Source organism: Pectinatus frisingensis, assembly GCF_014076555.1.
GTDB lineage: Bacteria > Bacillota > Negativicutes > Selenomonadales > Selenomonadaceae > Pectinatus > Pectinatus frisingensis.
Genome location: NZ_CP045424.1, coordinates 1,169,341 through 1,184,793, shown reverse-complemented (window position 1 = coordinate 1,184,793; position 15,453 = coordinate 1,169,341). Strand labels below are relative to the sequence as shown.

Annotated in this window: 13 protein-coding genes; 9 read left to right on the top strand and 4 right to left on the bottom strand. The window is 39.7% G+C overall.

The features are described 5' to 3' along the window. Positions 1 to 91 precede the first annotated feature (91 nt). The gene (locus F8M42_RS05530; RefSeq protein ID WP_182188344.1) at positions 92 to 1,033 is read right to left on the bottom strand and encodes a bifunctional riboflavin kinase/FAD synthetase; all 942 of its coding nucleotides are present in this window, start codon (positions 1,031 to 1,033) and stop codon (positions 92 to 94) included. Positions 1,034 to 1,127: 94 nt separating this feature from the next. Here F8M42_RS05530 and cobU point away from each other — a divergent pair, with 94 nt between their 5' ends. The 4 genes from cobU to F8M42_RS05510 all read left to right on the top strand — a co-directional run bounded on the left by cobU (position 1,128) and on the right by F8M42_RS05510 (position 6,983). After that, a complete protein-coding gene (gene cobU / locus F8M42_RS05525; RefSeq protein WP_182188343.1) occupies positions 1,128 to 1,667 on the top strand; it encodes a bifunctional adenosylcobinamide kinase/adenosylcobinamide-phosphate guanylyltransferase in 540 nt (179 codons plus the stop codon). A gap of 27 nt (positions 1,668 to 1,694) precedes the next feature. Next, positions 1,695 to 2,480 (top strand): adenosylcobinamide-GDP ribazoletransferase, encoded by a 786-nt coding sequence (cobS, locus tag F8M42_RS05520; protein WP_182188342.1) that lies wholly within the window; start codon positions 1,695 to 1,697, stop codon positions 2,478 to 2,480. Positions 2,481 to 2,521: 41 nt separating this feature from the next. After that, a complete protein-coding gene (locus F8M42_RS05515) occupies positions 2,522 to 3,136 on the top strand; it encodes a histidine phosphatase family protein (RefSeq protein ID WP_182188341.1) in 615 nt (204 codons plus the stop codon). Positions 3,137 to 3,224: 88 nt separating this feature from the next. Beyond that, positions 3,225 to 6,983, top strand: coding sequence for a PolC-type DNA polymerase III (locus F8M42_RS05510; protein WP_182188340.1), 3,759 nt, complete (start codon positions 3,225 to 3,227; stop codon positions 6,981 to 6,983). Positions 6,984 to 7,050: 67 nt separating this feature from the next. On the opposite strand, the gene F8M42_RS05505 is transcribed toward F8M42_RS05510, so the two are convergent. The 3 genes from F8M42_RS05505 to F8M42_RS05495 all read right to left on the bottom strand — a co-directional run bounded on the left by F8M42_RS05505 (position 7,051) and on the right by F8M42_RS05495 (position 10,028). Beyond that, entirely contained in the window at positions 7,051 to 8,721 is a 1,671-nt protein-coding gene (locus F8M42_RS05505) for a glutamine--tRNA ligase/YqeY domain fusion protein (protein ID WP_182188339.1), read from the bottom strand. A gap of 135 nt (positions 8,722 to 8,856) precedes the next feature. After that, positions 8,857 to 9,666, bottom strand: coding sequence for an HD domain-containing protein (locus F8M42_RS05500; protein WP_229711480.1), 810 nt, complete (start codon positions 9,664 to 9,666; stop codon positions 8,857 to 8,859). A gap of 122 nt (positions 9,667 to 9,788) precedes the next feature. Continuing rightward, a complete protein-coding gene (locus F8M42_RS05495) occupies positions 9,789 to 10,028 on the bottom strand; it encodes a hypothetical protein (RefSeq protein ID WP_182188338.1) in 240 nt (79 codons plus the stop codon). A gap of 343 nt (positions 10,029 to 10,371) precedes the next feature. Between F8M42_RS05495 and F8M42_RS05490 the strand changes: the two genes are divergently transcribed. Genes F8M42_RS05490 through F8M42_RS05470 form a run of 5 tightly spaced genes read left to right on the top strand, consistent with a single transcriptional unit; the run spans position 10,372 to position 15,347 of the window. Continuing rightward, positions 10,372 to 10,752: a DeoR family transcriptional regulator gene (locus tag F8M42_RS05490; protein WP_182188337.1), complete on the top strand. Its 381-nt coding sequence runs from the start codon at positions 10,372 to 10,374 to the stop codon at positions 10,750 to 10,752. Positions 10,753 to 10,801: 49 nt separating this feature from the next. Next, on the top strand, positions 10,802 to 12,043 hold the full coding sequence (locus tag F8M42_RS05485; protein ID WP_182185656.1) for an IS256 family transposase: 1,242 nt from the start codon (positions 10,802 to 10,804) through the stop codon (positions 12,041 to 12,043). Continuing rightward, entirely contained in the window at positions 11,994 to 12,485 is a 492-nt protein-coding gene (locus F8M42_RS05480; protein WP_182188336.1) for a DeoR/GlpR family DNA-binding transcription regulator, read from the top strand. The genes F8M42_RS05485 and F8M42_RS05480 overlap by 50 nt, the downstream gene beginning before the upstream one ends. A 57-nt stretch (positions 12,486 to 12,542) precedes the next feature. Beyond that, entirely contained in the window at positions 12,543 to 13,454 is a 912-nt protein-coding gene (gene pfkB / locus F8M42_RS05475) for a 1-phosphofructokinase (protein ID WP_182188335.1), read from the top strand. Positions 13,455 to 13,472: 18 nt separating this feature from the next. Next, on the top strand, positions 13,473 to 15,347 hold the full coding sequence (locus F8M42_RS05470; RefSeq protein WP_182188334.1) for a PTS fructose transporter subunit IIABC: 1,875 nt from the start codon (positions 13,473 to 13,475) through the stop codon (positions 15,345 to 15,347). The last annotated feature ends 106 nt before the right edge of the window (positions 15,348 to 15,453 follow it).

Genomic DNA, 15,453 nt, shown 5'->3' with positions numbered 1-15,453 from the left:
TAAAAAACAACAGTTGTACATTCGTCGATTGGTGAAGTCTGCTTTTAAAACTGGTATTATTTGACTTCAGATAAATAAAGATCACTATTTATCAAATTTTACTAATTGAACTTTTTCGTTTAAAATAGTCTTTAGCCTCTGTGATATCATTATTGATTTTTGCCAGCAATTCTTCCACGGAGGAAAATTTTTTTTCAGAGCGCAATTTTTCCAAAAATGATATTTTTATCCAGCTGCCATAAATATCTTGATTGAAGTCGAATATATTGACCTCAACCCGTCGTTTCACATTAAACGTCGGATTAGTTCCCACATTGGCAATACCATGATATTTATCACCTTTTAATTCTATTGCTGCCACATATACACCATCAGGTGGTAATATATATTTATCCGATATATAAATATTTGCTGTTGGTACACCCAATAAATGACCACGATTTTCACCGTGTTCAATTTTACCTTCTATTGTGAAGGGATGTCCCAGCAATTCATTGGCTAAATGCAGTTCACCATCGCGCAAAGCATGACGCACACGCGAACTACTGACAATTTTATTACCAAAATAAGCCGCCGCCGGAATTTCCACATTATACCCAAACTGAACCGCTTTATCACGCAATATCTGCGGTGTACCTTCGCCCTTATAGCCAAAAGTGCAATTTGGCCCGACTACAACATATCTGGGTGCCAAATTATTTTTCAGCAGTCTTAAAAAGCCATCTGCCGTTATGTTAGCGAATTCATGCGTAAACGGAATATTCATTAATATATCAATGCCTAATTTACTCAATTCATTCCCCTTACGCTCATTAGTACTTATACGCTGCGGCACCCGCTGCGGTGCAACTATCTCTAAAGGATGGTTGGAAAAGGTAAATACAATACTTTTCCCATGAATTTTATGAGCAAGTTCCACAGCTCTCCGAATAATTTTTTGATGACCGATATGCACTCCATCAAAAGTTCCTAAAACTACAACATTATTTTGAAATTTTGATGTCAAATCAACGATATGTGAATAGACCAGCATAGTTGTGTTCTCCTAACCAAACAGAATCATATTAAATCGTATTTACTGTATCATAAATTTAATAAAAGGTAAACAGTAAGTATTGGAGGTATTCATGGGAAAAATCATTCTGATTACCGGTGGGGCACGTTCCGGAAAAAGCAGTTTTGCGGAAAAATACGTAGCCCGCTGCGGCAAGAAAATTGCTTATATTGCCACAGCGCAGGCTCTCGACGACGAAATGCGCCAGCGAATAAACAAACATAGGGAACGCCGTCCAGCCAGCTGGCATACTATTGAAGCACCATTTGCTGCAGAAAAAGCCATCGATGCGTGCCATGACTATGACACTATTTTATTTGATTGTCTTACAGTCTATCTCAGTAATATTATTTGCCAGCCTCATTTAGAAAAAGCCAGCAATCAAAATCGCGAACAAGAAATTTTTACTGCCTTGCATAAATTAATCAAAGCAGCAAAAAAACATGAACAAACTACGGTCTTTGTTACCAATGAAGTCGGTTCGGGCATTGTACCGGAAAATGAATTAGCCCGACAATATCGCGATGCCGCCGGCATGTGCAACCAATACACAGCCAGACAGGCTGATGAAGTATATTTGGCTGTAGCGGGAATACCCGTACAATTAAAATGATTTTATTAAAGGATGTGTGGATGATCTTTGAATTCTTTTTTTACCGGCCTGCTTTTTTTAACACGTATTCCTGTTCATTATAATGCTGATTGGACTCCAAAAGCCTGCGGTGACAGTGTAAAATATTTTACTCTCATTGGTGCTGTCTTAGGCGCAGTAAATGTTGCTGCCGCTTATTTTTTTATTGTCTTACTACCCCTGCTGCATATCTATATACCTGGGTACCTGGGAGCATTTTTTCTGTTACTCATAAGTATCATATTGACTGGAGCACTGCATTGCGATGGTTATACTGATACAATGGATGGCCTTTTATCCGGTCGTGACAAAAATAGAATGCTCATAATAATGAAGGACAGTCATGTCGGTGCCCACGGTGTAACGGCATTGTTTTTATTGTTGCTGGGTAAATATTCCGCATTGCTTTGCCTATATCCATTAAGTCTGCAAAATACAAATGCATTATATTTGCTATACAGTGCTTTATTTTTAATGCCGGCACTGGGACGTTTGGCTATGGTCATAGGTATAACAATGTTCCCTTATGCCCGTAAGGAAGGTTTAGGAAAAGCTTTTTCAGCTCATTCCAGCAAGAAATCACTTCTGACAGCTAGTTTTATATTCATCATTGTTCTCATAATAAATTATCATAATTTATACCAGAGTTTATGGGCCTTGTTACTTACAATTATTTTTTCAGTCGCTTTTTGCCGACATGTTACCAGTAAAATCGGCGGACTGACCGGTGATGTTTACGGTGCAGTTACAGAATTGGTCGAATTATTGGTGTTGATTACGTTTGCAATAATATAGCGATATTTACAATAATCAATTATACTAAAGGGAGTAAATTTATGGTTACTAAAATTGTGCTTATTCGTCATGGACGAACAGCTTGGAATATCGAAGGTCGTTTTCAAGGCCAGTCTGACACAAAACTTTTAACAGAAGGAGTGGCACAAGCAAAGCTTCTGGCAGAAAAATTTCCATTAAATAATTTAGATGCTCTTTACAGCAGTGATTTGCAGCGCGCCAAATGCACCGCTGAGCTGATTGCTGATAAATTTAACTTGTCATTACAATTGACTGAAGACTTACGGGAAATGAACTTTGGTCAATGGGAAGGAATTTTATTTGATAAAATAAACGAACGTTGGCCCGGTGCTATCAAACATTTTTTTGACAATCCTGACTCAATAAAAATCCCTGATGGAGAAAACTTTCAGCAGGTGCAAAATCGTGGCATGCGCGTCCTGCGTAAAATAATCCAGGAAAATTCAGGCCGCAATGTTGCCATCGTTGCCCACGGTGCAATAAACAGAGCAATCCTTTCCTGTGTGACACATATTCCTTTCGAATATATATGGTCTGTAGGACAAAGCAACACCGCTTATAATATCTTGTCATATGACGATGAATATAAAAAGTTCTACATTCATACGATAAATAATACATCTCATTTAATGTAATGGACCCGTATACATATTAATTAATAATATTTATGGTACAGTCAGTAATCGGATATAAGTGTAATTTGAAAGAGGTATTAGGTAATTTATGCGTAAATATCGTATAGTTCCACAATCAGGTGATAAATTTCGCCAGCTGATTGACTCCATTCCGCTGGCCGATGAATTTATGGTTCTTTTAAAAGCCAGCACAATTAAACATGTCGAAATAGATATCAGGAATAATACCTGGGAAATTCTACTAAACACATATCGATATCTGCCGGAAGATATGCTCGCACAGGCAGCTGATTATATTGCCGATAACTGCAGCGTATCACAAGTTGTCTTTTATCAAGATATTATTGACTTTGCCGCTCAAATAGATAAAAATTGGTCTAAAATAATCATGGCTGCTGCCGGTGATAATCCCACTATAAAAACGCTGTTGCGCATGGCCCGCTACAGTATCGACGGAAATATACTTACCTTGGAACTGCACGGTGAACTGGCCGGTGAAATATTACATGCTCACAGTATCGGTAAACGATTGAAGGACAGCATTCATGACATACTCGACTTGGAATGTCGGATATCTTTTAACGCCATCGATGACAACGATACCCTGCCAACATTAGAAAATGATTATGTTATGGTCGATTATACGCCACCAATAATCAATCAAAATATTGATAAATCAACATCTGAAAAATCGCATACTGCTGCTTCCTATGGAAGCCATTACAATAAAAAACAGGGCTTACCTACCAACAGCACTGACCGTGGCTGGATTTTTGGCAAACGAATCACTGCAGAAGCCATTCCAATCGACGATATTGATGGGGAAATGAAAAATGTTGTACTTCTAGGTAAAATAAACAACATAAATAATCGTGAATTTAAAACCGGCAATAATCTGCTCACTTTTGAATTGGCAGATAAAAGTAATGGTATTGACTGTAAAATTTTTTTCAAGGATAAAGCTGAATTTGAACGAGTCAATACAGCATTATCAAACGGATTAATTATAAAACTTTCAGGCAGCATTCGTTTTGACAGTTTTAATAATGACTTTGTTATGATGCCTAACAGCATTTACCAGGGAGAAATGAAAAACCGTATGGATAGCGCTGCGCAAAAACGTGTGGAATTACACGCCCATACCCATATGAGCAATATGGATGCCGTTGTCTCCGCCAAGGATTTAATCTGTACGGCAGCCAAATGGGGCTGGCCGGCGATTGCTATCACCGATCATGGTGTTGTACAGGCTTTTCCTGAAGCCGCCAAAACCATTGCTGATAAAAAACTTAATATAAAAATAATCTACGGTCTGGAAGGATACTTGATCTACGATGAACAGCAAAAACGAGCAAACCATATCATCCTTCTGGCTCAAAATGCCATTGGACTACGCAATATATATCGTCTTGTATCGCTATCACATCTTAAATACCTGCAAAAACGTCCCCGCATCCCTAAAAAAATCTTAACAGAATACCGTGAGGGTGTTATTGTCGGTTCGGCCTGTGAAGCCGGCGAATTGATCCGAGCCATCGTTGCCGGACAAAGCGATGATGAATTGTTGCAAATAGCCTCTTATTATGATTATCTGGAAATACAGCCAATCGGCAATAACGAATTTTTAGTACGCAGCGAAAATTTTCCTGATATCAAGACCGACTCTGATCTGCAAAAAATAAATTTAAAGGTTGCCGAATTGGCCAAACGCCTGAACAAAATGCTGGTTGCAACCTGCGATGTTCATTTCCTCAATCCACAGGACAGTATCTACCGGGCAATATTAATGAGCGGAAAAGGTTTCAAAGACGCTGACCTCCAGCCACCGCTATTTTTACGGACAACAGAAGAAATGCTGCATGAATTTGACTATCTTGGTAAAGAACTTGCCTATAGGGCAGTTGTGGAAAATCCTCGTAAAATTGCTGCAATGATTGATGTTATAAAACCAATTCCTGACGATCTTTATTCACCAATGATTCCAGGGGCTGACGAACAAATACATGACATGAGCTATGCCCGCGCCAAAATGCTTTATGGTGAAAATTTACCGCCAATAGTTGCCGAACGTTTGAAACTTGAACTAAAATCAATTATTGGGCACGGTTTCGCTGTATTATATCTAATCGCACATAAACTCGTTAAAAAATCCTTAGATGATGGTTACTTGGTAGGTTCAAGAGGATCTGTCGGTTCATCATTTGTAGCCACAATGACCGACATTACCGAAGTCAATCCGCTGCCACCACATTGGCGTTGTCCTAAATGCCGCAGCAGTGAATTTATAACTGACGGTTCCTATGGCTGTGGTTTTGACCTGCCTGACAAAACCTGCCCATATTGCGGTACCGCAATGATCAAAGACGGACACGATATACCATTTGCCGTATTCATGGGCTTTGATGGTGACAAGGTACCGGATATAGATTTAAATTTTTCCGGTGATTACCAACCAATTGCCCATAAATATACAGAAGAATTATTTGGCAAGGATAATGTCTACCGGGCAGGAACAATAGCAACTGTAGCAGATAAAACTGCATATGGATACGTACGTGGTTACTTTAATGATAAGGGACTAAAAAAGCGCGACGCATATATAAACAGTCTGGTTGCCGGATGTACAGGAGTAAAACGCACCACCGGACAGCATCCCGGTGGGATCATGGTAATACCACGCAATATGGATGTCCACCATTTCACACCGATCCAACATCCGGCCGATGATAAGGATACCGCGACAATAACCACTCATTTTGATTATCATTCGATAAGCAGTCGTTTGGTAAAGCTTGACATTTTAGGTCATGATGATCCGACTGTCATAAAAATGCTGGAAAATGTCACCCATCGTGATCCTAAAACAATTCCCTTCGATGATCCGGCAACTATGAGCCTGTTTTCTTCTACTGAGGCTCTGGGTGTAACACCAGAAGAACTGGGTGCTACCTCGGGAACTTTTGGCATCCCCGAATTTCGCACTCCTTTCACACGACAGATGATTGATGACACCCATCCAACAAAATTCAGTGACCTTGTACGAATAAGCGGTTTTTCCCATGGTACTGATGTTTGGCTCAATAATGCTCAGGATTTAATAAAAAACGGCATATGCACACTTTCAGATGCCATTTCGGCACGTGATGATATTATGATGTATCTTATGCATAAAGGCATCAAACCATTACTGGCTTTCAAAACAATGGAAAACGTCCGCAAGGGACGCGGTATAAAAGATGATGTCGTTGCTGAATTGAAATCAGGCGGCATTCCTGACTGGTTTATTGCTTCTTGTCAAAAAATAAAGTATCTTTTCCCACGGGCCCATGCCACTGCTTATGTCATGATGGCTTATCGTATTGCCTTCTGCAAAGTACATTACCCACTGGCATTTTATGCTGCGTATTTCTCTATCCGCGCTGATGAATTTGACGCACATTTAATAGCACAGGGTAAAACCGCTATTAAAGCCCGACTCGATGAATTAGCCCAAGAAGAAAAAATGAAAAAATTATCAGTCAAGGAAAAGGGTCTGCAGGTCGTGTTAGAATTAGCATGGGAAATGTACCTGCGCGGCTTCAGTGTAGAAAAAGTAAACCTATATGAGTCTTTAGCTGATAAATTTGTCATGCATGAAAAATCTCTGTTGCCACCACTATCGGCTCTCCCCGGTGTTGGAAACACAGCGGCGCATAATATTGTAGAAGCCAGGAAGAATGGCGAATTTTCTTCGATTGATGATTTAAAAAAACGAGCCGGAGTGCCGACACCTTCCATTGACATTTTGCGTGAGCACGGCTGTTTAACTGGTATGAATGAAACCGATCAAATAGCTTTATTTGTTTGATAAAAAAATATCATTGCAAAAACGGGGCAAGTTTTAATAAAACTTGCCCCGTTTTTTCATAAAATTTCTATTTTCTTTTAGCCTTTGCCCAGCTGTCACGCAATCCGACCACCCGATTAAAAACAAGATGCTCTTTTCGTGAATCTTTGTCTACGCAAAAATAACCTTCTCGCAAAAATTGATATTTAGTCCCCTGCGATACCCAGGCCACTGAAGGTTCAATACGGCACTCCGACAAAACTGTCAAGGAATTCGGATTTAATGCCGTAATAAAATCCTTTTGATTATCAGCATCCGCTTTCAATAAATAATCATACAAGCGAACCTCCACCGGCAGCGATTCTTTCACCGACACCCAGTGCAGCGTCCCCTTTATTTTTCTGCTGGCAGTTGCTCCACCGCGTTTTGATTCAGGATCATAGGTGCAATGCAGCTCAACGACATTACCATCAGTGTCTTTTATAACTTCATTACATTTTATAATATAAGCATATTTCAACCGAACCTCACCTTCCGGTTTTAAACGGAAAAACTTTTTGGGTGCATTTTCCATAAAATCAGCTTGTTCAATATAAATTTCCCTGGTGAATGGAACATAACGCGTTCCATCACTATCCGGTCTATTTTCCGCCAGTAAATCCTCTCGTTTATCCGCAGGAAAATTTGTTATTACTACTTTTAACGGATGAAGCACTGCCATCACCCGATTTGCTTTCTTATTCAAGTCTTCCCGTACACAATGTTCCAGCATGGCAATATCAACCAAACTGTTGCTTTTAGCCACACCAATCTGCTCACAAAAATCACGTATGGATGCTGCTGTATAGCCTCTGCGCCTAAATCCTGAAATTGTCGGCATGCGTGGATCATCCCATCCCGAAACATAATTTCCCTCCACTAACTGACGCAGCTTACGCTTACTCATAACAGTATTGGTTAAATTTAAACGGGCAAATTCAATCTGTTTCGGCCTGGAGTTGATGTCAAACCCCAAGCTTTCCAATAACCAATTGTATAACGGACGATGTTCTTCAAATTCTAAAGTGCATATAGAATGGGTTATCCCCTCAATAGCATCAGAAAGTGGATGCGCAAAATCATACATTGGATAAATACACCATTTTTCGCCTGTACGATGATGAGGTGTATGTGATATCCGATAAATGATTGGATCTCTCATAGTAATATTGGGAGAAGCCATATTGATTTTAGCGCGCAGCACTTTCGCCCCATCAGCAAATTCACCATTCTTCATTCGCCCGAATAAATCAATATTCTCTTCGACACTGCGATCACGGTAAGGACTTTTTATACCAGGTTCAGTTAATGTACCGCGATATTCTTTGATTTGCTCAGCGTTCAAATCACAGACATAAGCCTTGCCGCGCTTTATCAACTCAACAGCAAAATCATATAATTTATCAAAATAATTTGAAGCATAAAACATCCTGTCATCCCAGGAAAATCCGAGCCACTTTACATCTTCCTGTATAGAATCCACATACTCAATATCTTCTTTAGTCGGATTAGTATCATCAAACCGCAGATTACACAGTCCCTTATATTTTTGCGCTGTTCCAAAATTTATACAGATCGATTTAGCATGACCAATATGCAGATATCCGTTCGGTTCCGGTGGAAACCTTGTATGTATCCCATCAGCATATTTACCATCCTTTAAATCTTCATCAATAATATTATGAATAAAATTTGGCAAAAGATTTACATTTTCCGGCATTAAATATCCCTCATTACAAATTTATTTAAAGCAATAACTGTCATACTACATTGTACTTTTTCTCATTATCTTCCTCAGCAGAACATTAAGGCACGGCAATTGCCGCATTAAATGAGCTGGCTATTGTATTGATTATCATGAACCGCAAAAACCGCAATAATCTGCAAGTGAACTATCGCTTTGCATTAGCTTTGTTTCTATATAATTATGTAAAACGGTAAATCCCTTTTGCATATCATCAGTCTGCGGCAGACTATTGATAATTTCATCAACATATCCATGATTGACTATTTTTTGCAGCGTCCAAGTGAAGTTTATATCATATAACCATAATAACCGAACCAGCTTACGATCATTTTGCGTACGCATTTTACGGTAATCACATTGCCCGCCTGTTTGAAATTGTCTGATAAACTCATCACTGCACGGTTCCAGATCATTTTGGGTCAAATATGGACGCAAAACACGAAAAATATCAAGCTTGTCAGCATCACGAATAAATTTAGCAAAATACAGCGCTTTTTTATCATCAGTTATCTCGATCTGTTTGGCATTATGATTTTTTACAGCAAATTTTATCAACCGGCGCTCCTGCTCACTCAACGCCTGAATACAGGCAAGATTCTGCATGACCTGAATTCCCAGCAGTGCATGATTTTCCGACGCAGCATCATTAAAAGTCCTATACACTGCGAACTGATGAAATCGGCCTACATCATGAAATAATGCAATAATTTTAGCCAAAAGTGTATCATGCTGGTTAAGTTTTAAATGGTCTGCCAGTTGCTCAGCTATCTTTACTACCTGCATAGTATGCTTTTCTTTAATTAATATTCCCTCTTGTATACTTTGATCAGCACTGTAAAATGATTTCATGTAATTTTTCATCCAATTAAGCATTTCCTGCCATTGTTCATTGAATAATTGCTGATTTTTATTCGACAATTTTAAATATCTCCTCTTATGATTAAAGGTACATTTATTATATCATAATTGTGCAGATGGTGAAACAAACAAAAAAAAGACCGGTATACACCGATCTATAAATACAATAAGAATGAAACCTCTTATACTTCTCCTTTTAAGTGAGCCAATTCAGCCTGATTCTCCTGATAATACCACCGCACCGATTTACCAATGGCGCATCGTATGGCATCAAGTTTTCCCTGCAGTGCTAATTTCTTTAGCCGCATGGCATCAAATCCATTGATTGATAGATAACTAGCCGAAATAAACCCTCCCCTTTTCAAAGTATTACGATAGATTGTACTATCTCTTCGGTCTACTACAACTTGCCTTATCGCCATCAAATCACCCCATTAATGTTATGCAGGTATAGGCTGGTGACATGCTCCTGCTTCTCACTGTTCATCAAAGCAGGGCTTCTCGTTCGATACAGCTAATGCCGTCAGCCGAAACGAGCTAACTCCGTGTGTCCCACGGTTTTTAGCATGACAATTATCTTTAAATGAAATATTAATCGCCATAACTAAACAAATTACATTATTTATTATATAGTATTTCTAAAAAATTGTACAGCTGTAAATTGTAAAAATTAGTTTAATAAAATAAATCATTTCACTATTTGATTTATTTTGATTGACTATGAGTTACTTTGATTGTATAATTTACTTGAAATGAGGGATAAAAATGTTAGCAGCACAACGGTACGCCAAAATCATTCAATTATTAAATCATAAGCAGTCAGTAAGCGTTGCAGAATTATCTAAACTTTTACAGGCATCAGAGGCAACTGTACGACGTGATATAAACGTTTTGCATACCAAAGGTTCACTGATAAAAGTATACGGTGGAGCAATGTCTGCCGAAGATTACACTACCACTGAAGATAAAGTTGAAATTAGGAAAACTGTCCATGTCAGTGAAAAAGAATTAATTGCCATTACCGCTGCCAAACTTATAAAAGCAAAAGATATCGTTTACATTGATGCAGGAACTACCACGGAACTATTATTGAAATATCTTCGGGAGTGTATAATAAACTGTGTAAATAGGAAAGAAACAGTTTAGATATACACCCCAGTTGGGGAAGTCAAACACATGCGGAGGTAATAAATTTATGTCAAAGAAACAACCCACACGTGGCGAATCCCTGGCTAAAGCGATTATCAGTGAATATAAGCCAAAAAACGTCGAAGATATGCAAAATGCGCTTAAAGATGTTTTTGGGCCTATGTTCGAGGCCATGCTGCATGGTGAAATGGAAAATCATCTCGGCTATGACAACAATGAACGTGGTGAAAAGGAAACCGCCAATCGCCGCAACGGCTACAACCATAAAACTCTCAAAACATCCGCAGGTGAAGTCCCGATTAATGTCCCTCGTGATCGTGACGGTTCTTTTGAGCCGCAGGTTGTGCAGAAGCGGCAGACCGATGTTTCCTCGATTGAGGGCAAGGTGCTTGCTATGTATGCTCGTGGCATGAGCCAGCGTGACATTTCATCGACGATCGACGACATCTATGGATTCAAGCTATCAGCTGGACAAATTTCCAACATCACAGATTGTGTCTTAGATGAATTGAATGAGTGGCAGAATCGACCGCTGAAAGCTTTTTATCCCTTTATCTTTGTGGATTGCATATACGTTTCTATGCGTACGGAGCAGGGCGTTTCTGACCAGGCTGTCTACGTTATTCTGGGGTATGATCTAAACGGCGGGAAAGATGTACTGGGCTTATGGACGGGCGATACAGAAAGCAAGCATCGCTGGATGCAGGTGTTCGATGAAATAAAATCCCGGGGTGTTCAGGACATAGGCTTTATTTCTATGGACGGTGTAAGTGGTCTTGAAGATGGCGCTAAAGCGATCTTCAAAAATGTTGTGGTGCAGCGCTGCATTGTACACCTCATCCGCAACTCTCTGAAATACGTACCCAGTAAGGATTACAAAGCCTTTACAGCGCAGCTAAGGAAAATCTATGGTGCCATCAACCTGAAAGGAGCACAAGCTGCATTTGAACAGTTCTGTGACGCGTGGAGCAAATATCCTGGTGCCATCCGCGTGTGGAAGGATAATTTTCGGCACGTGGAACAGCTTTTTAACTATGGTAGTGATGTGCGTCGGGTTATGTACACGACCAATGCCATAGAAAGCGTTAACTCGAGCTTCCGCAAGGTTACGAAACAGGGCGCTTTCAGCAATGAAACAGCTATTTTTAAAGTGTTTTATTTACGGATTAAGGAACTTTACCAAAAATGGCGCGGTCACTCCATTCGCAATTGGGCCATGGTGATGAATCAGCTGGTTATTGACGAACGGATCGGCACCATGGTACAAAAATATCAGGCTTCAACTTAAAATCATTTACACACTTTACTTGACAATCCCATATCTTCAGGAAAAAGATGCCGTTTACATAACTAATGATGTTTCACATGCCGTACAACTGATCAGTCATGGTTTTACCACTACAATAATCGGTGGCACTATGAAACTTGTGACTTATGCGACAGTTGGTGCCTCCGCCGTAGAAAATCTCCGCCGTTATAACTTTACTATCGGTTTCTTCGGTACGAACGGCGTAAGTATCAAAGCCGGTCTCACCACTCCTACTGACGAAGAAGCTATGATGAAGGAAACCGCAATAAACCATTGCAAAAAAGCTTATATATTAGCTGATAATTCCAAATTCGGTAAAATTACTCCTTTTAGTTTTTCTTCACTGGATAAAGTCACGGTAATCACTAATAAACAACCTGATGAAACATATGCGCATTATGACATTGTTGTTGCCGGATAATTATTGTCCGAATTCCCCGTAACCACAGTTACGCTTCCCCAATCGAAAGGAGTCATCATGATATATACTGTTACTTTTAATCCTTCCCTTGACTATATAGTCCGCCTTGATTCTTTCAATACCGGTCGAATAAATCGTTTAAAATACGAAAAAATACTTTGCGGCGGTAAGGGAATAAATGTATCCATCGTTTTAAAAAATCTGGGAGTTGCCAGTATAACTTCCGGTTTCACCGCCGGTTTTACCGGTAGAGAAATTGAACGACAATTAAAAAACGATTTTCACTGCACTTGCGATTTTATAAATTTAACTCATGGTAATTCTCGTATAAACGTAAAAATAAAAGCTGATATGGAAACAGAAATAAACGGACAAGGTCCAAATATTCCACCACAGGCTATCGATGCATTATTTGATAAATTGGATTCCCTACAGTCTAATGATTATCTTGTTCTTGCCGGCAGCATCCCCAGCTTTTTACCTAATAATATTTACGAAAAAATTCTACAGCGTCTAACAGATAAGCAAATAAATTTTGTTGTAGATGCCGAAGGGAAATTACTGCTCAATGTCCTCGAATATAAACCGTTTTTAATTAAGCCTAATAACCATGAATTGAGCGGTATATTTAATAAAGAATTAACTTCCACCGATGAACTAATTAAACATGCATCTATACTGCAGCAACACGGTGCCCGTAATATACTCATCTCCCGCGGCAGCAAGGGAGCAATTTTATTAACACAGGACGGGGATTGTCTGACAGCACCGGCTCCAATCGGCAAACTTGTCAATTCTGTTGGTGCCGGTGATTCGATGGTCGCTGGATTTCTTGCCGGTTATATTTACTCCGGTGATTACAAAACAGCTTTTCGCATGGGAATAGCTGCTGGTTCAGCATCTGCTTTTTCTGACAATCTAGCTACAAAAGCTGAAGTAAACGCTTTAATGCAGAATATAATTATTTAATTTTTAGGGGGTACATCAATGAGAATCACAGATCTATTAAAAAAAGACGGCATCCTGCTTAATGCCCAACCATCTAATAAAAATGAAGCAATAGACATCTTGGTCGAACTCATGGACAAAACAGGTATATTAACAGACAAAGCTGCTTATAAAAAAGCCGTATTAGACAGAGAAGCTTCCGGCACCACCGGTCTTGGTGACGGGATTGCAACACCACATGCTAAGAGTAATGCAGTAAAAACAGCCGGACTGACTGCAATGGTCGTAAAAGGCGGTGTTGATTTTGCTTCATTGGATAATCGCCCGGCACGGCTTTTTTTTCTTATCGCCGCACCAAAATCAGCTGACGATGAACACTTGAAAATGCTCAGTATGCTTGCTGCCATGCTTATGGACAATGATTTTAAAGAAGCTTTGATCCATGCAGAAACAGCAGATGAATTTCTCAGACTAATTGATGAAAAAGAATCGCAAAAAACTGCTGTAAAGCCGGCAGTACCCAGTAAGGGATCATACGATGTGCTGGCAGTAACGGCATGTCCTACCGGAATTGCCCATACTTATATGGCAGCAGAAAGCCTCGAACAACATGCCCAAAAACGTAATATAAAAATAAAAGTAGAAACAGAAGGCTCTGGCGGTACAAAAGACACATTAAGCCCTGCTGAAATAAAGGCAGCTAAATGTATCATTATAGCTGCTGATAAAAATGTCCCTATGGCGAGATTCAATGGTTGTCCCGTACTAATAACCAAAGTATCTGATGGAATTAACAAAGCTGATGAACTTTTGGATACAGCATTAAGCGGTAAAGTACCAATTTATCACCATGACGAAGACACCTATGAAACACCTTCTTCCGAATCAGAATCAGTCGGCCGCCAGATATATAAGCATTTGATGAATGGTGTTTCACACATGCTGCCATTTGTCGTAGGCGGTGGTATTTTGATTGCTTTGGCATTTTTAGTTGATCCTTTTGATCCGGCCAATCCGGCTAATTTTGGCTCGAACACTCCACTAGCAGCCTTTTTCAAAGGAATTGGCGGCGTATCTTTCGGTTTTATGCTGCCGGTTTTATCTGGATTTATTGCTATGAGCATTGCCGACAGACCCGGACTTGTTGCCGGATTCGTTGGTGGAGCGATGGCCAACTCAGGCGGTTCAGGTTTTCTAGGTGCTTTATTGGCTGGTTTTGCTGCCGGATATATCATTATCGGCCTAAAAAGAATTTGCACGGTATTACCTGATTCATTAGAAGGTATAAAAACTATTCTTATTTATCCATTATTCGGTGTATTATTAATGGGCATTCTCATTCAATTTATTATTAATCCACCTGTAAGTGCTTTAAATGCCTGGCTCATCGACACATTAAAAAACATGGACATGAGCAGTCGCATATTGATTGGTGCCATATTAGGCGGCATGATGTCTGTTGATATGGGAGGTCCTGTCAATAAAGCCGCTTATGTTATCGGCACCGGCATGCTGGCCAGCGGTGAATACGGTATAATGGCTTCAGTCATGGCCGGTGGAATGGTACCGCCCTTAGCCATTGCTCTGTGCAGCACATTCTTTAAAAATCGTTTTACGGAAAACGAACGTAAATCCGCTGTCAGTAATTATGTAATGGGCCTATCCTTTATCACCGAAGGAGCTATTCCTTTTGCCGCCAGTGATCCGCTGCGCGTACTGCCATCTTGTATAATCGGTTCAGCAACAGCCGGCGCTTTATCAATGGCTTTTTCCTGCACTCTGCGCGCACCGCATGGAGGAATCTTCGTAGTACCCACTATCGGTAATCCACTAATGTATATTTTATCTATATTAATTGGTTCTATAGTTGGAATGGCAATTTTAGCCGCATTAAAAAAACCTCTTAAAAACTGAACTTATCACAATTCAGACAGCAAAAAATAAATGTTTATTATACTTTTTTTCAATAAATCAATATTTACCGGGTCTAGGTACTATGCAATATCAATTTGGTTTGATG